Origin of the sequence: Desulfitobacterium sp. LBE (assembly GCF_007830365.1) — a bacterium.
In the GTDB taxonomy this organism is placed as follows: Bacteria; Bacillota; Desulfitobacteriia; order Desulfitobacteriales; family Desulfitobacteriaceae; genus Desulfitobacterium; species Desulfitobacterium hafniense.
Genome location: NZ_VLKD01000001.1, coordinates 4,785,729 through 4,805,854, shown reverse-complemented (window position 1 = coordinate 4,805,854; position 20,126 = coordinate 4,785,729). Strand labels below are relative to the sequence as shown.

Sequence of the window (20,126 nt, the reverse complement as noted above, 5' to 3'; positions counted from 1 at the left end):
GGTCCCTAACCCCATTTAATCGTGTTTTTTAACATCCCCAGTGCTCTGTAGCACTTAAAACCTGCCTTGCCCGGCGAGGACGATTTTCGCACCGCTTTACCCCTGCCGTTTGTAGAACAGTGAAGGAATAATCCGGGCTTTAACGGCTTTCCCACGAATGATCACAGCCAAGGTTTCCCCTATTTGAGCATACTCCGGGGGAATCAAGCCAAGGGCAATGTTTTTGTTTAAAGTAGGTGAAAAAGAACCTGAAGTAATAAAGCCGATTTCTTTACCCTCTTTCTGAAGGGGATAATGGGAGCGGGCTATGCCCCGTTCGATCATTTCCAGGCCTACCAACTTTCTCGGCACTCCCTTTTCCTTCTGGGCTGATAACGCCTCTTTACCGATAAAGTTATCCTTCTCCAGCTTGACAAAAAACCCTAGTCCAGCCTCCAAAGGTGTGATATCCGGCCCCAGTTCATTGCCGTATAAAGGCAGCCTGGCTTCAAAACGGAGAGTATCCCGGGCGCCCAGACCAATGGGCTGAACTCCTTCCGACCCTCCAACCTCGAGAATTCTTTCCCACATCCGGGGAGCATGCTCGGGAGGCAGGTAAATTTCAAAGCCGTCTTCCCCGGTATAACCTGTCCTGGAAATCAGGCAAAGGACTCCGTCCACTTCCCCATGCTTAAACCAATAGTAGTTGATCTGTGTTAAATCCATACTTGTCAGCTTTTGCAGGATTTTCTCCGCCCAAGGGCCTTGCAAAGCCAATTGAGCAAAGTCCCCGGAGCGATTTTCCAGACTTATTTCGAAGCCCTCAGCTTGAGCCTGCATCCAGGCAAAATCCTTATCCGTATTGGAGGCATTGACCACCAGCAAAAAATGCTCCCGGCTATAACGATACACCAGCAGATCATCCACCACACCCCCAGCAGAGGTGCACATGGGGGAATACTGAATCTGGTTATCCTGAATTCGCGACACATCATTGGTCAATAGGTACTGCAAAAAAGCAAGGCTATCCTTTCCCTTCAACTCCACCTCACCCATATGAGAGACATCAAAAAGCCCCGCTTTGCTGCGCACGGCCTTGTGCTCCTCAATGACTCCGGCGTATTGAACCGGCATTTCCCAGCCGCCGAAATCAATGAGCTTCGCACCGGCCTGGCGGTGCTGCTCATACAGTGGTGTTCTTTTTAGTTCCGTCACTTAGGACACCTCCCTAGAATTGAGTATTAACCAAAACCGGAAAAAACATTATTGAACATAGGGAAAATAAAGAAATGGGTAAAATAAAAAAACAGAGAATAGCACGTCGCGCTACCTCTGTCCTTTGACCTGAGAGATTTACCCTTTGCTTGCGGGCTACCCCTTTGGTGTTCTCCGCTGAGAAGCTCTCCAGAGTTTCGTCTTCCAGCAGTACTTTTGCCTGAGAGTTTCCCTTTCTGAACAGGCGACATTCAGGAAGTTTCTCCTTCGGCGCTCAGGATGTTGAGTCTCTCCTACTGGAATCATTCGAAGCCATATGTATTTTTACCTGATATAGATTGACTATATTTACCTGCTTTTATTATAGTCAGCAAACCGATTTTCGTCTACACAAATATCCCATTTATACTAAATAATTAAATGTACAATTGCCTATCCTATCCAATTGCCATCATCCTTGACAAACCACCGATGATTATTTCTTACAGCTTGTGGGCCAGCTCGTTTAATTCAGTGCCGACCTGCTGCAGCTCCTCCACCATCTGAGCAATCTCCTGAGTGGCCTTAGCTTGTTCTTGAGCTATGACATTGTTTTGAAACACCCCATTGGCGATCTCTTCCATGGTATCCTGAAAGGTGCTCAACAAATTATTGATTTCATTGGCTGAACGGTTGCTTTCATCGGCCAGCTTGCGCACTTCTCCCGCCACTACCGAGAATCCTTTTCCTTGTTCTCCGGCACGGGCCGCTTCAATGGCCGCATTAAGCCCTAAAAGATTGGTCTGCTTCGACACCCGGCGAATGAATTCGGTGACACCTTCCGTGGCCTTAACATGCTCTTTGGCATTCTGGGCTACCGTAGCCACAGTCTGGCTCACCCCCGCCACCTCTTCCGAGGAAGCCGCCATTTCCTGGATAGCCCCAGCCGCTTGTTCCAGAGCCTCTCCCATCCTCTCCACATGAGCCTTGAGAACCTCTTTCAGCTCCTCATCCCGGAGTAAAAAAGCAATCATCGCCGCTGTGACCTTCGCTACAGGACTAACGCTATCCAAAGGGCCGGCCACGCCAAAGGTCCCCAGCTTTTCCCCCTCGAGGACAATAGCAATGTTCATGCCTTCCCGTTGTTTTCCCTGAGAATTCATTTCATCTTCCGCAGTGATTTTAATGTCTTGGATAGAGGTCGTCATGATGCGGTGTGCACCCGCATGGGCAATGCCAACCCGCTGTTTAGCCGAATCGGCGATAATGGTCCCCGCAGCGTCACAAACAATGCCATGAAACCCACTTTCGGTATAAATCAAATCCACAATCCGGTTGGCCAGACTTTCTGTAAGCCTCATTCTCTTCACTCCCACCTCTGCAGGTCTTAATTTGAGCATTTAATTCAAAATCCCAGAAGAAAATCAAGTGTAATTTAGTACCTGATCCTAAAAATTAGACAAATAAATCCACTGGTTTTCATCACTAAATATAATACTAAGTATTCAAACTATTGTCCATGGATTTGCCCTTAATAATAAACGTTATCGTTTTAGATACATTAAACAAGACTTGAGCAGATGGTACCGCCCAAGTCTTGTTTAATGGAAATATTGAAGAAATGCTATTTTTTAGAGATGGCTTACAACAGAGGCACAGCGGGGGCAGAGGGTGGGATGCTCCTGATTCTCCCCAACTCCTGTATCGTAAATCCAGCAGCGCTCGCATTTTTCTCCTGCCGCCGAGTTAACGGCTATACCGAAACCAGCCAGGTCTTCTGCCATGCTCAGGCCCTCAGGCTTCTCTTCGCCTGCACTATGGAGCTGAACTGCCGAGACGATGAAGATTTCCGACAGATTGGGAATACCTCTTAAGAATCCTTCCAGCTCAGCATTGGGATACAGGTCTACCTGAGCTGTCAAAGGATGATTGATCAATTTATCCTGACGGGCTTTTTCCAAGGCTTTTGTTACCTCGGAGCGGACCGCCAGCAGAGTATCCCATTTTTTCTCCAGCGCTTCATCCAGCCATTGCGGAAGGGCCTTGGGCATTTCCTCAGTTTGGACATGGGAACCAGCGGGCACCCCTGGGACATAAGGCCAAATCTCATCCGCCGTATAGGTCAGCACCGGCGCCATCAAGCGGACCAGGGCATTGAGCACATCGTAGAGCACGGTCTGAGAGGCGCGGCGCAGAGTGGAATTCTTTCCTTCCACATAAAGCCGGTCTTTCACGATATCCAGGTAAATAGCGCTTAGTTCCACAGCGCAGAAGTTATGCACCGAATGATAAACCCAGTGGAATTCGTATTTCTCGTACCCCTGCAATACCCGCTGGGTCACTTTGCCCAGCTGCAGCAGAGCCCAACGGTCAATCTCCGGCAAATCCTTGTAAGCCACCCGGTCCTTGGCCGGATCAAAATCATTGAGATTGCTCAGCAGGAATCTTAAGGTGTTGCGGATCTTGCGATAGGCTTCGGACATTTGCTTCATAATCCGCGGTGATACCGCCACATCGTTCTTATAATCGGCGGCGCACACCCAGAGTCTTAAGATATCCGCCCCCATCTCCTTCGTTACCTGCAGGGGGTCCACTCCATTGCCCAGGGACTTAGACATTTTGCGTCCTTTTTCGTCCACCAGGAAACCATGAGTCAGAACTGCCTTATAAGGAGCTTTTCCATAAGCGGCTACCGATGTGGACAAGGAGGAGTTAAACCAGCCCCGGTGTTGGTCCGATCCTTCCATATAGAGGTCGGCGGGCCAGGCGAGCTCCTTCCGTTCCATCAAGACGCTGGTATGGCTGGTTCCGGAGTCGAACCAAACATCCATGATATCTGTCTCTTTGCGGAAAGACTTACCACCGCAGGCACAGGTGAATCCTTCCGGCAAAAGTTCGGCGGCGGGACGGAGAAACCAGGCGTCAGACCCTTCCTCACGGAAGATCTCCTGAACCTTGGCAATGGTCTCATCGCTAATGATCTCTTTCCCGCAATCCTCACAGTAGAAAATGGGAATGGGAACCCCCCAGGTCCGTTGCCGGGAAATGCACCAGTCTCCCCGATCAGCTATCATGTTATAAATACGGTCCTTGCCCCAGGAAGGAATCCATTGCACCTTGTCGATTTCCTCCAGGGCCGCTTTGCGGAAGCCATCGATGGAAGCAAACCATTGCTCTGTGGCCCGATAGATAATGGGGTTATTGCAACGCCAGCAATGAGCATAGCTATGCTTTATTTTATCCTCATGAACCAAGGCGTGGAGATTCTTAAGATCTTCAATGATCACCGGGTTCGCTTTGTCCACTTTCATGCCTGCATAGGCCCCGCCCTCAGCGGTAAACTTCCCTTGATGATCCACAGGGCAAAGCACAGGCAGCCCATATTTTTTACCCACATTAAAGTCTTCTTCCCCATGTCCGGGAGCGGTATGAACACAGCCTGTTCCTGCTTCCAGGGTAACATGCTCTCCCAGAATGAGTACAGAATCCCGCTCGATGAAAGGATGCTTACAGATAACACCTTCCAGCTCTTTGCCTACGAAACGCTTTTCCACGGAGAGTTCAAGGTTCCAAAGGGAACGCAGGCTCTCCAGCATCCCTTCAGCAACCAGCCAATGCTCCTTCTCCACCTGCACCTGGACATAGCTGAACTCTTCATGCAGGGTAATGGCCAGGTTGGCAGGCAAAGTCCAAGGGGTAGTGGTCCAGATGATGACAAAAGTGTTTTCATCAGTAAGGATCCCTTTTCCTTCCTTAACGGGGAACTTGACATAGATGGCATGGGAGGTCTTCTCAGCATACTCGATCTCCGCTTCCGCCAAAGCCGTTTCACAAGAAGGACACCAGTAGACCGGCTTTAAGCCTTTATAGATGTATTTCTTGCGGGCCATTTTACCAAAGACTCCGATTTGAGCAGCCTCATACTCTTTCTCCAGGGTTAAATAAGGATTCTGCCAATCTCCCCGCACACCTAACCGCTTAAACTGCTCTTTCTGAATGCTGATATATTTTTTGGCATACTCTTTGCACATCCGGCGGAATTCCACCACCGAAACAGCATGGCGATTAACCCCTAATTTTTTAATGACCTGTTGCTCGATGGGCAGACCATGAGTATCCCAGCCGGGAACATAGGGGGCGTCGAACCCTGCCATGGTTTTGTATTTAACGATAATGTCTTTGATCACTTTATTCAGAGCATGGCCAAGGTGAATATCACCATTGGCATAAGGAGGGCCATCGTGAAGAACAAATTTCGGCCGCCCTGCCCGGGCCTTTTGCACCGTAGCATAGATATCTTCTTCTTCCCATTTCTGCAAAATTTCCGGCTCCCGCTGGGGCAGGTTTCCCCGCATCGGAAAGTCCGTTTCCGGTAAATTCAATGTATTCCGGTAATCCATCGTTATAATTCCTCCTTGTTTCGATAAAGCTAGATCTTCTGAATATAAAAAATCCCGCACCCCAAAAAGGGACGGGATATCACTCGCGGTACCACCCTTGTTGCCATTGCTATGGCCACTCGGAAGTCCTTTAACGGGGACCGGACGGAAGGCTTACTTAATTTCTGCACTTCACTCTAAGGGGATACTCCTTGTTTTTCCTCACAGGCTTTCACCACTTCCTGCTCGCTTTAGAGGCTCCAGACAAGGACAGTCCTTATCAACGCTGTTTCATATAAAAATTTCTGCTTATTACTTATAGAATATAATGCCCAAAAGGGATTGGTGCTTAGTCATTCAAAACCTTACGAATGATGGTCACGAGCTTGGCTTGACCTTCTAAACCAACCGGCTCTCTCATAAATAAGCAAAGAAAGGGAACCTTCTTCTCTTTCCAAGCCAGGGTTGTTTGATTGAGTTCATCTCTGTTCAAGCTCAGTTGATGAGGGTCCGCCGCAGAGGATAAACCAACGACCACGCCCCGTTGTTCCATATCATCAAGAGCACGGAAGGCGCGATCCAGCAAATCATCGCTTCCAGACATCAGGATGTCTCCGTCCCGATAAGGACCAGGTTCCGCTTTACCAATATAGATGACCTGCACTTCCTCTTGATTCCTCAAAGAGTTTGGCGAAGAGGTAATCTCTATTTCGTGGCGTCCTAACTTCCCTGTGATAGAACCCTGCTCCTCTTTGTGTAGTCCCAAGCCCTGCACAAGAAAGTCGGAGCCAAGCTCCGAATACAAAATACTCTTCATGCGAAATCTTCTTCCCCTTCAAAAAATGTCTAGATTTAATTCTAGCACAATCACTCATTGTTTCGCAAGCATTCAAGAAACACGATCTTTGTCAAAAGCTTCTGCTAAATCAAGCTGAGCAAGCAAGAAAGACTTTAATTGGGTACGAATCATTTCCCGGCGTTTTTGCAGATCTTCAATTTCATCGTTTACTTGATTCAGTTTCTTCTGCGCCTCACTCATACGCTTGGTCTTCTCTTGCTCAGCTTCCTTTAAGAGCAGCTCAGCTTCATGCCGTGCCGCTTGCTTCACATCGTCAGCGGTCTGTTGAGCCAGGACCATGGTCTGCTGCAAAGTAGACTCCAACTGCTTATACTGCTTTAACTCCGCTTCAAGACGCTGGACTTTGTCTCTCAGTTCAAAAATCTCAGCATAGACCCCCTCATATTCTTTGCTGATGCTTTCCAAAAACTTATTTACTTCTTCAGTATTATAACCCCGAACCCCTTTGCGAAACTCTTTATTTTGAATATCGATGGGAGTTAATGCCATAATCATCCTCCTCTTAATGCTTATGAGGTGTATATAGTATGACGTTCCATGCAATTCTCCCCTTGCGGGTCTCCTGAAACTCAAGCAAACGCATACGGCCATAACCGCGGCAGGATAAGATATCCCCAGGTTTCACTTCCAGATCCGCTTTGGCAACCATCCGGTCATTGCGTTTAACTTTCCCCTGCTGAATAAGCTCCTGGAACATAGTCCGGGAAACATTAAAACCGCTGGAAGCCACCGCATCAATGCGGGAAGATGCTGCGGTAATGCGCCGCTCTTTCCCCTGTTCCAGGGGAATCTCCACATCTTTCTCCACAGCCTCCACACGAATCCGTTCCCTCCCCGCCTTATCCCATTGACTAAGAAGAAAATCGGCGATCTCCTGGGCAACGGCCACAAAGCAACACTGTTCAGCCAAACGTATATCCCCAATAACTTCCCGCTTCAACCCCAAACCCATCAGGGAGCCTAAAACCTGACGATGGTCCAGCTTGCCCCGTGGATCAGCCGGGGTTGCCTGCAAAGCACGGATCTCGCTGGGGACATTATCCAGAACATCCGGATCTTCGACCATCAGAAAGCGCACCCTTTCCGCATCGGGAAACCCACCCTCCAACCGAAAGGCAAGACCTTCCCTCTGCAGGATGCCTTCCAGCCAATTAGCTAACGCCTGTCCCAGAAAAGGAGTCCATACCGGCTGACCTTGACCCAAGGCCTCATCGCATAAATCCAGCAAATGAGCCCCTTCCAGCCGCATCTCTTTCTCCGTCCAGAATTTCAAGGCACTGCGGTCAATATGATATTCCATCCCTTCCACCCTTAGAGACGAAGCAAAAAGCTGAATATCCCAGGAAGCAAGATGGAGCGAACCAGCATCAGCACGAAATAGGCAATAAGCGGCGCCAAACCAATGGCGAAACCAGGCCCGCCAAATTGAAGACGCTCAAAGGGCCTGATCAAGGGATCCGTAATATCATGCAGGATGCGCACAAAAGCATTGTAAGGCAGATTAGGAATCCATGATAACAAAGCACGCAAAATGATGGCGTACATCAAAATCAGGAGCACCTTATCCGCTACTTGATAAACAAAAATTATAATAATCACTCCTTATTTAGTGAGAGACCAAAAGAAGCCTTTCTCTTTAAAATCATCCTTCATTTCTCCGGATATATCCACATTATTAGGCACAAAGAGGAAAATGCCGTTGCCGACTTTTTGCATATTTCCGCCTAAAGCATAGGTAGCGCCGCTGACAAAATCCACAATCCGCTTTGCCAAATTGCGTTCAGCATTTTCCAGATTAACAATTACAGGACGGCGGTTTCTCAATTGATCGGCGATGCTTTGCGAATCTTCAAAGGCCTGGGGTTCCATCACTACCACTTTGATTTGCTTTTGGGTGTGAATACTGACCACCTGAGCTCCTTTGCGATTGCCGGTCCCTCTGGTCTCTTCCCGGACTTCTTCCTTCTCCTCTTCTTCCTCGAAATAATCTTCCTCATAATCATCGTCTGCAAAGCCCATAATACCAATCACTTTGTCAAATAATTTAGCCATTGTCATTGACCTCCTTCAACATCACTCATGATTCAAATCTATTCGTTCGCCAAAGATTTGTCTTCCCACCCGGATGATGGTGGACCCTTCCTGAATCGCCCACTCAAAATCCTGACTCATCCCCATAGATAGCTCTTTGAGGTTCACATGGGGCAGATTTTTCTGCTGAAGCCGCTCCTTGAGCAGACGAAGCTCCCGGAAAAAACCTTGAGTATCCTCAGGGGAAGCACCCAAGGCACCGATGGTCATCAATCCATAGACCTGGATATGCTGACAACCCGCTGCCTCCCTCAGGAAATCCTCCACTTCTTCGGCCAATAATCCTGCCTTTTGTGAGTCCCGGGCAATATTAACCTGGACGAGGGTAGGCCAGATAATATTTCGCTGAGCTCCTTGGCTTTCTAAGGTCTCTAACAAGCTAAGCCTGTCCAGAGAGTGGATAAGATTGATCCTCTCATCCAGATACTTCACTTTATTGGTTTGCAAACGGCCAATGAGATGCCATTCGCAATCCTCCGGAAGCTGTGTTACCTTATCCTGCCATTCCTGAACCCTGTTTTCGGCGAAAGACCGCTGTCCTGCTTCATATGCCCTTTGTACCGTCCCGGCACTCATGGTTTTACTTACTGCCAGCAGCTTGATTGCGGATGGATCCCGGCCGCTTTTCACTGCAGCCTGTTGAATCCTCTGCCGCACAGCAAATAGATTTCCATAAATATCCATTTGTTACACCGTCCATCTTGTTTCAATTCTACAAAGAAGGCCCGTTTCCTGCCTGTTTCATAGAACAGGTTAAGATTGAGAAACATTTTTTATATTCATGATCAGCCCATCGATGCCCGTTCGGGGATTAGTGATGACGGGAATTCCATGGGGCAGGTTCTCAACACAAATGACCTGGTCATTTTGATCCAAAATCTTGACTTTGCGGTACTGAATAGCCCCTTCCTTAACCACATAGACCCCCTGCTCTTCCCCTTTACTCCACAAGCTGCTCTTAGGAACAAGCACCCCGCTGACCGAAGGTCTCTGCACAAGGGAAATATCCTGGAGCCTCTTTTGGCTTGTCCCATTGATATATTGGTTAAATTGAACGACCAGACCATGGGGATTATCCAGAAGGCGCAGAATCTTGGCACTGTAATTCTGATCATCAATGATCAGCTTAACGCTTTTCCCTACCTCATACCCCTTAGGCTCAACTTTGAGCACCGCCACCGTAGGTTTGAGATTGTTGACTATCTTACCGATCACTTTTCCCGCCGCCACACTCCCGCTGCTCTGAGGGGGGGACGGCTCCTGAGCTTCCTGAGCTTCCTGAGTTGTGGATAGCTCCTGGGTCGGTTGAAGAATTTTACCCACATCCATGGCCAGGAGATTTTCAGGGGTTAAATACGTTTCCAATCCATCGATGACAGAAAAGACGATACCGCCGCTGGAGGCATAGAGGTCATGGGCGGCAGCGGCATTCTCCTGTCCCAGCACCACCCCTCCGGAATGAATCCTGGCGATCAGGTCCCCCTTGCGTACTCTTTCTCCTTCCTGAACCAGAAACTCGGTTGTTCCTGCGCCAGGTGCTTTAAGCAAGGTTTCCTCATTGGCAAAAACCGCCGCGACAGTCTGGAGATGGTCAATACTCCCTTGCCTGGCGATCTCAACCTTAAGAGATCCTGTCAGGAAGCTGGAACGGTAAACCCATCCCAGTGAACCCAGGAGAAGAAGAAGAAAAACGCTGACACCAACTACCCGAACGACTTTATATATTCCCCTCCTTGGGCTCCTCTTCATTCCTCTCCACTCCATTTCCGGTTGATAATTCACAGATAAATACTGAGCCCGAACCCAGTTCAGAGGCCACAGTAATTTTCCCTTTAGCTCCTTCAACGATATGCTTGACAATGCTTAAACCCAGCCCCGTTCCTCCTTGTTCCCGGGAGCGGGCTTTGTCCACCCGGTAAAAACGTTCAAAGATGCGGGGCAGGTCCTCTTTAGGAATCCCGCACCCTGTATCGCCGAACTCTAAAAGAATCTTCCCGTCGTCATGAAAAGCATGGAGCCACACTTTACCCTTCACTGTATATTTTACAGCATTTTCCATAAGGTTGAGAAGTACCTGGCTCAATAAATCTATGCCCATGGCAACTTCCGGAAGATCCTTAGGTATTTTAATCTCTAGTTCGACTTTTTTAGCCTCCGTATAAGGCTCAATCACGGGGCGGATCTTCTCATAGGCTTCCTGAACTTTGCTCATGCCCTGACCCGCATCCTGCCGTTGGTTTTCGATCCGGGAAAGTGTCAGCAGCTCATCCACCAGGCGCTGCAAACGCAAGGTCTCCTTATGGATGATATTTAAAAAACGCTCCCGCAAGTGAGGAACTTCCGACGCCCCATCCAGCAAAGTCTCTACAAATCCCTTAATCGAGGTTAACGGGGTTCTCAGCTCATGGGATACATTCCCGACAAACTCCGTCCGGAGCAGCTCCAAACGGCGAATTTCCGTAATATCATAGCAGACGATCACTGCCCCCTGAGAACGGGCCCTCTCCCCGCTTATGGGACTGACCTGTGCCCGGATCATGAGTTTCGAATTCGTAGCCAGCTCGATTTGGCCGGAGCTGCCCTTTTCCAAAGCTTGAGTCACCAGGTCTCCTAATTCCTCAAACCCGCATAATTCACTGAAGTGCTTATCCCGGACAGCCTCCTGCTCTCTGCCAAAAAGCCTTTCCGCCGCCCGGTTGAGCAAGACAATGCGTCCCACATGATCCAGGGAAATAACCCCTTCCTGCATACCGGCAAGAATGGCCTGAATCTTCTGAGCTTCTTGTCGATTATTCAGCATGCTGAGATTAATTTGCTGCCCCAAATTGGCAATTGCCTTGGATAGAGTTCCTAATTCATCAGCATCCTCAGGAAGAGAGTCTGGCTGAAACTCCTCTTCAAGAATCCCGGCAATGGCATCATTGATCCTGCGAATGCGCTTTTCAAATTGAAAAGCAAAGAAGTAAATTATTCCCCCGGGAAGAAGAATCGCCAACGCTGTCGCCAAAGGATCGATATCCCAACGAATCCCTGTATGCACTTGAGCACCCAGCCAGAAAAGCAGTATGGAAAAGGAGCTGACCAGCAGATAAAGACCTAAGATAAGCCACTTAATCTTCATGTTCTATCCTTTCAAACGATACCCGATACCGCGCAATGTTTCGATATATTCAGGATTTGAAGGGTCTTTCTCAATCTTTTGCCTGAGATGCCGCACATGGACATCCACTGTTCGTGTATCCCCTGCGTATTCATATCCCCAGATTCGTTCCAGGAGCTCATCCCGGGTATAGACTTTACCGGGATAGGTGGCCAGGACACGCAGCAGTTCAAATTCTTTCGGTGTTAATTCTATGTACTCTCCCCGAACGGATACTCGGAAACGGTCCAAATCAATATGCAGATCCTGACGAAGGATATCGTTGTTCTCCTCCGAAGGTTTGAGACGCCTCAGCCTGGCCCGGATTCTGGCGATCAGCTCTCTGGGGCTGAATGGCTTCGTAATATAATCATCGGCGCCGATCTCCAGCCCCAATACTTTATCAATCTCTTCCCCTTTGGCTGTCAGCATAATGACCGGCAGTTCAACAAACTTGGGGGTCTTGCGGATTTGATTCAATACCTCCAGACCGCTGATACCGGGAAGCATAATGTCAAGAACCACAAGCTCCGGTTGTTTTTCCTCAAGAATGCCCAATGCTTCAGTGCCGTCTGCCGCGATCAATACCTGGTAGCCTTCCTTCTCAAGATTAAACTTGAGCAGCTCCTGAATGGGTTCTTCGTCATCAACCACCAAAATTACGGCCACGATTATTCCTCCTTTTCCGGCAGCCGGCGAATCCAGCCTGCCATCCGTCCTGTCCGCGGACCCTCCCGGCGATGAGAAAAGAAGGAGTCCGTATGACAGGCGGTACATTCCGGGGCTACCCATAGTCTTTCCCTTAGTATCCCCGCTTCCCTCAATACCATCTCATTGGCCGCCTTTAAGTCCAGCAGCCCATGTCCGCTTCTGCTTGGTTTTAAAAAAGGGGTATGGGTAAAATTTTTAGCAAACTCAGCCATAACCCGTTCATCCACTTCATAACAGCAGGGTCCAATACTCGGTCCGATAGCCGCCCAGGTTTCACTGGGATCTCCGCCAAGGCGCCGGAATTCCTCCAGCATGTGACCCACGATCTTCCCTGAGGTTCCTTTCCATCCCGCATGAGCAATGCCTACGGCCTGAAGGCCGGGATGATAAAAGAACACCGGAACGCAATCTGCAAAAAAGGCCATCAAGCCGCTGTGCTCCATGGTATACAGGCCATCGACACCGGCAATCGCACTATCCAGGGACTCGCTGCCCCGTCCCCCGTCCTCTTCCTGAACTTGATGAATTCTGGTTCCATGGACCTGCTCTCCAACTACAACCTGAGATGGAGCAGCATCCCATTCCTTAAACCATAGATCACGGTTAAGCCGTACTTTATCAGGCTCATCCCCTACATGGAGTCCAAGGTTTAAGCTGGCATAAGGTGCCGGACTTACCCCTCCCCAGCGTGTGGAAAACCCAATCTGAAGTCCCTCCGCTTCCCAGCGGGGAATGGTAAGATAGGTTAGGTTTTTTCCCTGATGCCAACTCCAAGTCATTGATTTACCCCCATACGATTCTCAATTTTAACTATACCATAAAGTCCGGGGGGGATGTACTCCCCAAAAGTCCTATTTATACGATTTAAAGCCTTCCGAGGGGTATATTGCCCTTCAGAAGGCTTTCACTATCTTTTGCAGATTTCTATTCCTATTTACCGCCGGTCGTCCATCAGGGAATTGAATTCCGGCAAATCGGTGGCATCAACCAAAATCACGTCCACCCCGATTTTTTTTACCCGTTCCCAGGGAACAAGAATATCCTCTGTCCGTCCCCCAAAGAAACCCCAGCTTCGAGAGGCACCCTGCACCACGATCCCCTTAATCGAACCCCGTTCCAGGTCCAGATCCAGGTCTTTAATAGGACCTAACCGGCGACCGTCTTTAATATTCACTATATCCAATAAACGCAGCTCAGAGATCCGCATCCACTAAACCTCCCCTCTCTCCATATATATTCCGGAGAGAGGAGGTTTATACCTCATACATACTTGCGCATATGCCCCAAGGCTGCCTTCTCCAAACGGGAAACCTGGGCCTGGGATATTCCGATCTCATCGGCTACTTCCATCTGGGTCTTGCCGTGGAAAAAGCGCAGGGACAAAATGAGTTTCTCTCGTTCACTCAGCCGCCGCAAAGCTTCCCGTACGGCAATTCCCTCCAGCCAGCTGTTATCGGAATGCTTTTCATCCCCGATCTGGTCCATAACGAAAATAGGATCTCCCCCATCATGGTAGATGGGCTCGAAAAGAGAGATGGGTTCCTGAATAGCATCCAGAGCAAAAATCACTTCTTCCCGGGGCAGAGTCAGCTTATCCGCAATCTCCGACACCGTTGGTTCCCGGGAGCATTCATTGACCAGCTGATCCCGGACTTGCAGCGCTTTGTAGGCGATATCCCGCAGAGACCGGCTGACCCGAATCGGATTATTATCCCGCAGATACCTGCGAATCTCTCCGATAATCATCGGGACAGCGTAGGTCGAGAATTTTACATTCTGGCTCAGATCAAAATTATCGATAGCCTTCATCAGGCCAATACAACCTACCTGAAAGAGGTCATCCACATACTCCCCACGATTGGTGAATCTCTGAATCACACTGAGCACCAAGCGGAGGTTACCGTAAATCAACTTCTCCCGAGCTTCCTTTTCCCCGCTTTGATAGGCAACAAATAACTCCTTCATTTTTGCGCTACTGAGAACAGGCAATTTTGAGGTGTTCACTCCACAGATTTCTACTTTGTTTAAGGCCATTTGAGCACCCTCCAAGCCATTTTTCATCTTGGAAGAGTATGCCCGCTGGAATTGAAACTTATTCCAAACGGATAAATTCTTTCCGCAAACGGCGGATAATCCGCTTTTCCAGCCGCGAAATATAGGATTGGGATATACCCAGCCGATCGGCAACTTCCTTCTGGGTTTTTTCTTCTCCATTATCCAAGCCAAAGCGCAATTCCATAATCAATTTTTCCCGATCCGTCAGCCTGGCCATGGCTAAATGCAAAAGCTGACGATCCACCTTCTCCTCCAGAGGGCGGGAAATAATATCGTTTTCCGTCCCCAGGACATCGGAAAGCAGGAGCTCATTGCCATCCCAATCAATATTTAGAGGCTCATCGAAGGATACCTCGGTTCTCGTTTTATTGTTGCGGCGCAAATGCATCAGAATTTCATTTTCAATACAACGTGAAGCATAGGTTGCCAGTTTGATCTTTTTCTGAGGATCAAAAGTATTGACAGCCTTGATCAGCCCGATGGTGCCAATGGAGACAAGATCCTCAATACCTACTCCCGTATTTTCGAACTTGCGGGCAATATAGACCACCAGCCGCAGGTTTCTTTCAATCAGAATATCCCGGACACTCACATCCCCCTGCTCCAGGCGTTCCAACAGCTCCCCCTCTTCATCCGTGCTCAGGGGGGGAGGGAGAGCTTCACTGCTCCCTACATAATAAATTTCCCGCCAGTCGGTAAACTTGCTTATCACTATTGATTTAATTTTCATGATCCATAGTTTGAAACGTTCTACTATCCTTCTCATCAGCTTTCCTCCGCTCCTTGAACATGCTCCGGATGCAGCAAGGCCTGATAGGCTCTATCCGGGCTAAGCACCTGCCGCACAAAAGCAAGGGTTGCTTTCATTTCCCTGGGCTCCGACAAGGATGTACAAACCACCTTTTGGGGTCGGATACCCAGAAGCCAACTTTTATGTCCTACTCCCTGATAGGGGATAAAGGCACATTGTTTAATCCATAAAGAATCGGACTGCCACAGCCAGGGCCAAGGATCGTCCAAATCCCGCCAAGCTCCTTGCAAAACCGGGAGCAGCTCTTCCGGCACCCCGGCAGCAGCTGCCTCTTCCTCAATTAAAATCACCGGATATCCGGTCAACGGATCCCGCAATTGATTCCCCGTATCCAAGAGCGCTTTTACCTGGAAAGGGTTCCCCCCGCCCATGTCAATCTCCAGGTCATAGATTGAAGTTTGGTGGTGGGCAGCGGAACCTAAGATCCGATGCCAGGCTTTTTGAGTAAACCACCACAATCCGGCCACCAGGGGCAGAATCCACAGATTCTTCAGGCCAAGCCGCAAAGAACCCCCTATTCTGCCATCGAAGCTGAGCCAACCCCATAAAGCGTAGATAAGCCCCCCCAGCCCGGCTGACAGAATCCAAAAGATCAGGAGAGACTTAAAGTAAAGCCTGAATCCCCGGTAGGGATAGGCCAGCCAAACCATGAGCCAGGGAATGAGGTATTTACTCAATTCAAAAATCAACGAGGCTGGAGCATAGGCAGATAGAATAACCGGAATTTCTCCAGCGATTACACCTGCCGCAATTCTCTTGCCTCGAAAGGGTAGATTCGCTAGTCGGGCGGCGAGGATTAAGAGCAAGGCATCCATACTTCCATTCACTAAAAGGTCAAGATCCAAATACCTCTCCATGACTCATTGCAGCCCTTTCTACCGTCTCTCCCAAATTATACCGAAGGTGGCGAATAAAAGCTGTCGCAATAGGTGGGAATATTTAGGAAAACTATTGCGACTGGTGACGTATAATCGCGGTTTGATAGCTCAAACGAAAAGCCTGCCCGAAATAAGTACGCGCGTACTTATTTCGGGCAGGCTTGAAAAGGAAAGAAATTCTTTAAGTCTTTTTAGTCGTCCGGAGTTCTTTTCATCTAGGGAAACTGCTTATTTAGCTTGTTCCAAAGCTTTTTTAACCCCATCGATAATGGCCGTAGAGGTGACGGTAGCACCGGATACAGTCTCCACTTCCGTCCCTTGAGCTTCGAGGATCTTGCCGGGCAGGATCTCAGCGGCTACAGTACCTACACCATCAGTCTCGTGATGTTCAGTGACCTTGACTTCTGAGATTTTCCCTCCGGCTACGCTGACAGATACTTTGACTTCACCGTGAATTCCCTGGCCAACCCCTTCATAGGTGCCATCCTTATAAGAATTGTTGCCTGTCGTCTCTTTTGGATTTGAGCTTTCTGTTTGGCCTGAGCCTTCTTTCTGGCTGGCGTTACCATTCTGGGTTGTTGGAGAAGCTCCACATCCTGTGCTCGTCAATAAAAGTGCCGACAAAAACAGGGCTAAGCCTGCAGTTTTCAATCCGTTTCTTGTCATTGCATTTCCCTCTGCTTTCTTAGCATTCTTTATAAGCTTGCCACAATTTGCCCGGCCAGTCTGCCGAAGGTGATCGCTCTTCCGCAGGTAGAGCCAATAATTAATTCAGGATAGTTATCGGCAAAGAATCCTCCACTGTCATTGCCCGCAGCATACAGTCCTTCAATGGGTTCCAGATTTACATCCAAAACTTGCAGGTTTGTGTTGATACGTAATCCGTCGCATGTGCAAATCAGCTGTCCACCCAGAACAGCGCCTCGGAAGGGTGCTTTTTCCAAGGCCAGCATCCGATAGCTTTCCTTACCGAAATCCTCGTCCACACCTTTTTGGCAGAGCTCGTTATATCTCTGAACTGTTTTTACAAACGTATTTACAGGCAATTGAAGTTTTTCGGCTAACCCTTCCAACGTGTCAGATTCAACGATAAAGCCTTGCGGTATCAGGGCTTCATTATGCATGCCTTCGGTAGCGTTTTCGTCAAAGACAATAAGCTTGCTTCCGGATTTGCTGTACTGCAACCGAGAACAACCGATGGTATGGAATTGTCTCGTGTGTTCTTTCCAATTTCCATCCCAAATCATGCAGTATCTATCTCCGGGCTGAAGGCTCGCCGCGTGTACAATAAAATCATAAGGAACGGATTCATTGGCAAAACGCTCGCCTTTCAGGTTTACTTTCAGAAACGGCTGGCTTCCCATATGGAGAAACGCCGCCTGAGACCAATCCTTTCCGTCCGCTCCGGGTTTGATTGCCGCTCTGTCGAAAATCTGTGCCGTTGCTATATCATCTTTAGCAGCCCCAACCCACGTAGCAGCTTTGATTCCGTCTCCCTGGCATCCCGGAGGAGCCTCCTTGCCAGTACAACTTTGGACTGCGAGCGGATTCAATTCCTCCACCATTTCCTTATTGCCGCCATAGCCCCCTGTGCAAAGAATCGTTCCCTTACTTGCGTCGATTTTGATATGGCCGTCCTTGGTTTTGGCAATAATACCGGATACCCTGCCGGTGTTATTATTCTCTCGCACCACTTGAACCATGGTGGTTTCAAACAATACCTCCACTCCCAGCTCTTTCGCTTTTTCTTTAAGAATCTGAGTGGAGTCTAAATGTTTTTCATCGTTTTGAATACTGTGCTGGATGGCAAAGGTTTTATATACGCCGTGTATAGGTTCACCGGTATCTGTTTCCAGAACCATGTATGCGCCGTATTCCTTGACGACATTTTCCAGCCAGTCAACTGTCTGTCCACTATTGTCCGCCCAAAGCTTTATTATTTTTTGATCCACCCTGTGGGATGCATACCGGGATAGTTCTTCAATGACTTCAAATTTATTAATGTTGACTCCGGCTTCTTTTTGCAACCGTGAGCCGATGGCTCCAATCCACTCACGGCCTACGCCCACCATAGCATTTCTTTCAATAACAGTTACTTTCGCACCTTTCTCCGCCGCAGCACATGCTGCAAACAACCCTGCGTTTCCAGCTCCGACCACGAGAACCTCCGTATTGATGGTGCTGACAAATTCGGTGATGGCCTGAGGTGGTGTTTTCCATGAGACTTTACCTGCTTCCTCTGCAGGCTCTTGAATCTTCTGTTCCCCTTTCCCGCTGGTTTCCTGCGTTGCGCAAGCGCTTAAAAGGCCAACCGTTGATATGCCCACGGTCCCTGCCACCGTTCCTTTTAAGAAATCCCGGCGGCTTAATCCTTTCCTTTCCATGCTTTTACCTCCACATAATATTAGTCCTGAAAATTGACTCCCAAATCAACAAGCCCATACCTAGATTATCTAAAATTTACAAAAGAAAAAAAATGACGATATTATACTTTAACTAAGAACATTTTGTATAATATCATCACCCTGCTAAAGATACTTTTTCTATTTTGATATGACTGTATTTTATGATAAGAACTTTACTCAGACCAGAACATAGCGTATTTTTCCGCCGTTTAATCGATCATTAAGCCAGTTCCCATAAAATTCTGCCTCATATAGTTCTTCCAGGCTTTTGCACACAAACTGAAACTCCCAATTCTTCATTTCTTTCAAACCGAAAAATTGCTCAGACTTTTCCAGCATATACTTCAGCGCATCACTGTAAACCCGGGCTTTTAAAGCCTCGGTTCTTATCTGCATCTGCAGCCCCAAACCCAACTCATATACCTGGCCGATAAATAAATCGACAGCACTGTATTCTGGAAGTTCCAGCTCCCCGCTTTCTTCATCGGACAGGTTTTTAGGTGAAAATAAGTCAAAGGACACAATCATATTTCTTTTCAGAGATTCCTCAAAGCTGACTTCTTCCTTCAGCATCAAATACTGCTCATAAATTCTGCTATCCATTTTGGTATTGGTCAAATACTTTTCATAAAATTTATTGACGCTTGGTTTAGCTTCGGCAAATTCCACCGTTTCCATGAGCACTCCCTTCAGCTGAAATTCCAACCATTCTTTTTTCCATTCCACAGGTTTCTTGCCATACCAGTGTTTAAAATTCTTATAATAATATTTGACATCGGAAAAGCCACATTCCTCCGAAATATCGATCATCGTTTTATCCGTGAAAAGCAGGAGTCTTTCCGAATATAGAATCCGCTCGTAATTGACGTATTCCCCGAAAGGCAGGTCCATCATTTCTTTCCACATCTGAGTGAAGTACGTCTTCCCCACCCATTCCATTTGGGCAATATCGTTTAACCCGATGTTTTGGTTCAGATTCTCTTTGACATACCGGACCACCCGGTGAAACCGTTCAACTTTCTTGCTGCTGATATACCTTACATCCGGCCAGACAAAGTATAAGGAATTGTATTCGCTGAGGGCCAGAGAGATCATTCGCATCACCAGCTTATTCAAGCCGTTTTCATTCAGCATACTTTCGCTGTTCAATTGGAGTAAAACTTCGATCAGATAGCGCTGAAAGGTCTTTTTGCGGACTTCATCCAGCTTTCTTTCCTTAAATGCTTTGCCTTTCATGGGAATGTTCCTGAAACGGATTCCCGCCAGCGCCCCAAATGAATGCTTTAGCTTATCAAGCTCCAAGGAAACGACTTCAACCAGACAGCTTTCTTCCTCATTCCATAGCGCATAAACATCACTGGGGTTAATGAAAATAAGCTCCCCTTCGTGAACCTTATTGATTTCAAAACTGGTCTTTACCCAAAGAGTTCCTTCCAAAACCAGGATGATTTGCAGCGAACTCAGATGAAAATGAACTGCTGTCTGCTTGATTTTTACAACTTCAGCCTTCAAATATTCATTGGGTCTATAAATAATGGTTTTGCCAGCCATTGGGAATTCCGCTCCTTTCCTGCTTGCGAATACCTTAGAAAGTTTCTGACTGCATTTTGCGATTGATCATACAA

General features: G+C 48.1%; 20 protein-coding genes, 1 riboswitch and 1 other annotated feature. All 20 genes read right to left on the bottom strand.

The features are described from left to right. Positions 1 to 96: 96 nt before the first annotated feature. Entirely contained in the window at positions 97 to 1,194 is a 1,098-nt protein-coding gene (gene gcvT / locus DESLBE_RS22675; protein ID WP_144678271.1) for a glycine cleavage system aminomethyltransferase GcvT, read from the bottom strand. Positions 1,195 to 1,392: 198 nt separating this feature from the next. After that, a riboswitch (glycine riboswitch) is annotated at positions 1,393 to 1,500 on the bottom strand. Between the two features lie 176 nt (positions 1,501 to 1,676). Continuing rightward, complete coding sequence (locus DESLBE_RS27365; protein WP_144678270.1) at positions 1,677 to 2,534, bottom strand: sugar diacid recognition domain-containing protein; 858 nt, start codon at positions 2,532 to 2,534, stop codon at positions 1,677 to 1,679. Between the two features lie 270 nt (positions 2,535 to 2,804). After that, the gene (gene ileS / locus DESLBE_RS22665; protein WP_144678269.1) at positions 2,805 to 5,573 is read right to left on the bottom strand and encodes an isoleucine--tRNA ligase; all 2,769 of its coding nucleotides are present in this window, start codon (positions 5,571 to 5,573) and stop codon (positions 2,805 to 2,807) included. Between the two features lie 64 nt (positions 5,574 to 5,637). Continuing rightward, positions 5,638 to 5,845, bottom strand: a binding site (T-box leader). A 56-nt stretch (positions 5,846 to 5,901) separates the two neighbouring features. Then, entirely contained in the window at positions 5,902 to 6,369 is a 468-nt protein-coding gene (locus DESLBE_RS22660; protein WP_015944978.1) for a hypothetical protein, read from the bottom strand. A gap of 72 nt (positions 6,370 to 6,441) precedes the next feature. Then, a complete protein-coding gene (locus DESLBE_RS22655) occupies positions 6,442 to 6,900 on the bottom strand; it encodes a DivIVA domain-containing protein (RefSeq protein WP_015944979.1) in 459 nt (152 codons plus the stop codon). A gap of 13 nt (positions 6,901 to 6,913) precedes the next feature. Beyond that, positions 6,914 to 7,711 (bottom strand): YlmH/Sll1252 family protein, encoded by a 798-nt coding sequence (locus DESLBE_RS22650; protein WP_144678268.1) that lies wholly within the window; start codon positions 7,709 to 7,711, stop codon positions 6,914 to 6,916. A gap of 11 nt (positions 7,712 to 7,722) precedes the next feature. After that, positions 7,723 to 8,010: a YggT family protein gene (locus DESLBE_RS22645; protein WP_011460681.1), complete on the bottom strand. Its 288-nt coding sequence runs from the start codon at positions 8,008 to 8,010 to the stop codon at positions 7,723 to 7,725. 3 nt (positions 8,011 to 8,013) lie between these two features. Beyond that, entirely contained in the window at positions 8,014 to 8,463 is a 450-nt protein-coding gene (locus tag DESLBE_RS22640; protein WP_015944981.1) for a cell division protein SepF, read from the bottom strand. A 21-nt stretch (positions 8,464 to 8,484) separates the two neighbouring features. Beyond that, a complete protein-coding gene (locus DESLBE_RS22635) occupies positions 8,485 to 9,186 on the bottom strand; it encodes a YggS family pyridoxal phosphate-dependent enzyme (RefSeq protein ID WP_144678267.1) in 702 nt (233 codons plus the stop codon). Between the two features lie 69 nt (positions 9,187 to 9,255). After that, a complete protein-coding gene (locus tag DESLBE_RS22630; protein WP_018306086.1) occupies positions 9,256 to 10,251 on the bottom strand; it encodes an HlyD family efflux transporter periplasmic adaptor subunit in 996 nt (331 codons plus the stop codon). After that, complete coding sequence (locus tag DESLBE_RS22625; RefSeq protein WP_144678266.1) at positions 10,220 to 11,623, bottom strand: ATP-binding protein; 1,404 nt, start codon at positions 11,621 to 11,623, stop codon at positions 10,220 to 10,222. Before DESLBE_RS22625 ends, DESLBE_RS22630 begins: the two co-directional genes overlap by 32 nt. 3 nt (positions 11,624 to 11,626) lie before the next feature. Then, entirely contained in the window at positions 11,627 to 12,310 is a 684-nt protein-coding gene (locus tag DESLBE_RS22620) for a response regulator (RefSeq protein WP_144678265.1), read from the bottom strand. A 2-nt stretch (positions 12,311 to 12,312) separates the two neighbouring features. After that, entirely contained in the window at positions 12,313 to 13,131 is an 819-nt protein-coding gene (gene pgeF, locus DESLBE_RS22615; RefSeq protein ID WP_144678264.1) for a peptidoglycan editing factor PgeF, read from the bottom strand. A gap of 155 nt (positions 13,132 to 13,286) precedes the next feature. Next, on the bottom strand, positions 13,287 to 13,559 hold the full coding sequence (locus tag DESLBE_RS22610) for a YlmC/YmxH family sporulation protein (RefSeq protein WP_144678263.1): 273 nt from the start codon (positions 13,557 to 13,559) through the stop codon (positions 13,287 to 13,289). A gap of 53 nt (positions 13,560 to 13,612) precedes the next feature. Next, positions 13,613 to 14,386, bottom strand: a complete 774-nt coding sequence (sigG, locus tag DESLBE_RS22605; protein ID WP_015944988.1) for an RNA polymerase sporulation sigma factor SigG — start codon at positions 14,384 to 14,386, stop codon at positions 13,613 to 13,615. Positions 14,387 to 14,444: 58 nt separating this feature from the next. Continuing rightward, on the bottom strand, positions 14,445 to 15,173 hold the full coding sequence (gene sigE / locus DESLBE_RS22600; RefSeq protein WP_018212644.1) for an RNA polymerase sporulation sigma factor SigE: 729 nt from the start codon (positions 15,171 to 15,173) through the stop codon (positions 14,445 to 14,447). Then, positions 15,173 to 16,075: a sigma-E processing peptidase SpoIIGA gene (locus DESLBE_RS22595; protein ID WP_144678262.1), complete on the bottom strand. Its 903-nt coding sequence runs from the start codon at positions 16,073 to 16,075 to the stop codon at positions 15,173 to 15,175. Before DESLBE_RS22595 ends, sigE begins: the two co-directional genes overlap by 1 nt. A 249-nt stretch (positions 16,076 to 16,324) precedes the next feature. Then, positions 16,325 to 16,762 (bottom strand): FMN-binding protein, encoded by a 438-nt coding sequence (locus DESLBE_RS22590; RefSeq protein ID WP_144678261.1) that lies wholly within the window; start codon positions 16,760 to 16,762, stop codon positions 16,325 to 16,327. A gap of 29 nt (positions 16,763 to 16,791) precedes the next feature. After that, positions 16,792 to 18,480: an FAD-dependent oxidoreductase gene (locus tag DESLBE_RS22585; protein WP_144678260.1), complete on the bottom strand. Its 1,689-nt coding sequence runs from the start codon at positions 18,478 to 18,480 to the stop codon at positions 16,792 to 16,794. Positions 18,481 to 18,678: 198 nt separating this feature from the next. Further along, positions 18,679 to 20,052, bottom strand: coding sequence for a helix-turn-helix domain-containing protein (locus DESLBE_RS22580; protein WP_144678259.1), 1,374 nt, complete (start codon positions 20,050 to 20,052; stop codon positions 18,679 to 18,681). Between the last annotated feature and the right edge of the window lie 74 nt (positions 20,053 to 20,126).

Bases quoted from the DNA above. Each gene is read 5' to 3' on its own strand.
- DESLBE_RS27365 (WP_144678270.1), bottom strand. From the start codon at position 2,534: ATGAGGCTTACAGAAAGTCTGGCCAACCGGATTGTGGATTTGATTTAT.
- ileS (WP_144678269.1), bottom strand. From the start codon at position 5,573: ATGGATTACCGGAATACATTGAATTTACCGGAAACGGACTTTCCGATG.
- DESLBE_RS22660 (WP_015944978.1), bottom strand. From the start codon at position 6,369: ATGAAGAGTATTTTGTATTCGGAGCTTGGCTCCGACTTTCTTGTGCAG.
- DESLBE_RS22655 (WP_015944979.1), bottom strand. From the start codon at position 6,900: ATGGCATTAACTCCCATCGATATTCAAAATAAAGAGTTTCGCAAAGGG.
- DESLBE_RS22650 (WP_144678268.1), bottom strand. From the start codon at position 7,711: ATGGAATATCATATTGACCGCAGTGCCTTGAAATTCTGGACGGAGAAA.
- DESLBE_RS22640 (WP_015944981.1), bottom strand. From the start codon at position 8,463: ATGGCTAAATTATTTGACAAAGTGATTGGTATTATGGGCTTTGCAGAC.
- DESLBE_RS22635 (WP_144678267.1), bottom strand. From the start codon at position 9,186: ATGGATATTTATGGAAATCTATTTGCTGTGCGGCAGAGGATTCAACAG.
- DESLBE_RS22630 (WP_018306086.1), bottom strand. From the start codon at position 10,251: ATGAAGAGGAGCCCAAGGAGGGGAATATATAAAGTCGTTCGGGTAGTT.
- DESLBE_RS22625 (WP_144678266.1), bottom strand. From the start codon at position 11,623: ATGAAGATTAAGTGGCTTATCTTAGGTCTTTATCTGCTGGTCAGCTCC.
- pgeF (WP_144678264.1), bottom strand. From the start codon at position 13,131: ATGACTTGGAGTTGGCATCAGGGAAAAAACCTAACCTATCTTACCATT.
- DESLBE_RS22610 (WP_144678263.1), bottom strand. From the start codon at position 13,559: ATGCGGATCTCTGAGCTGCGTTTATTGGATATAGTGAATATTAAAGAC.
- sigG (WP_015944988.1), bottom strand. From the start codon at position 14,386: ATGGCCTTAAACAAAGTAGAAATCTGTGGAGTGAACACCTCAAAATTG.
- sigE (WP_018212644.1), bottom strand. From the start codon at position 15,173: ATGAGAAGGATAGTAGAACGTTTCAAACTATGGATCATGAAAATTAAA.
- DESLBE_RS22595 (WP_144678262.1), bottom strand. From the start codon at position 16,075: ATGGAGAGGTATTTGGATCTTGACCTTTTAGTGAATGGAAGTATGGAT.
- DESLBE_RS22590 (WP_144678261.1), bottom strand. From the start codon at position 16,762: ATGACAAGAAACGGATTGAAAACTGCAGGCTTAGCCCTGTTTTTGTCG.
- DESLBE_RS22585 (WP_144678260.1), bottom strand. From the start codon at position 18,480: ATGGAAAGGAAAGGATTAAGCCGCCGGGATTTCTTAAAAGGAACGGTG.
- DESLBE_RS22580 (WP_144678259.1), bottom strand. From the start codon at position 20,052: ATGGCTGGCAAAACCATTATTTATAGACCCAATGAATATTTGAAGGCT.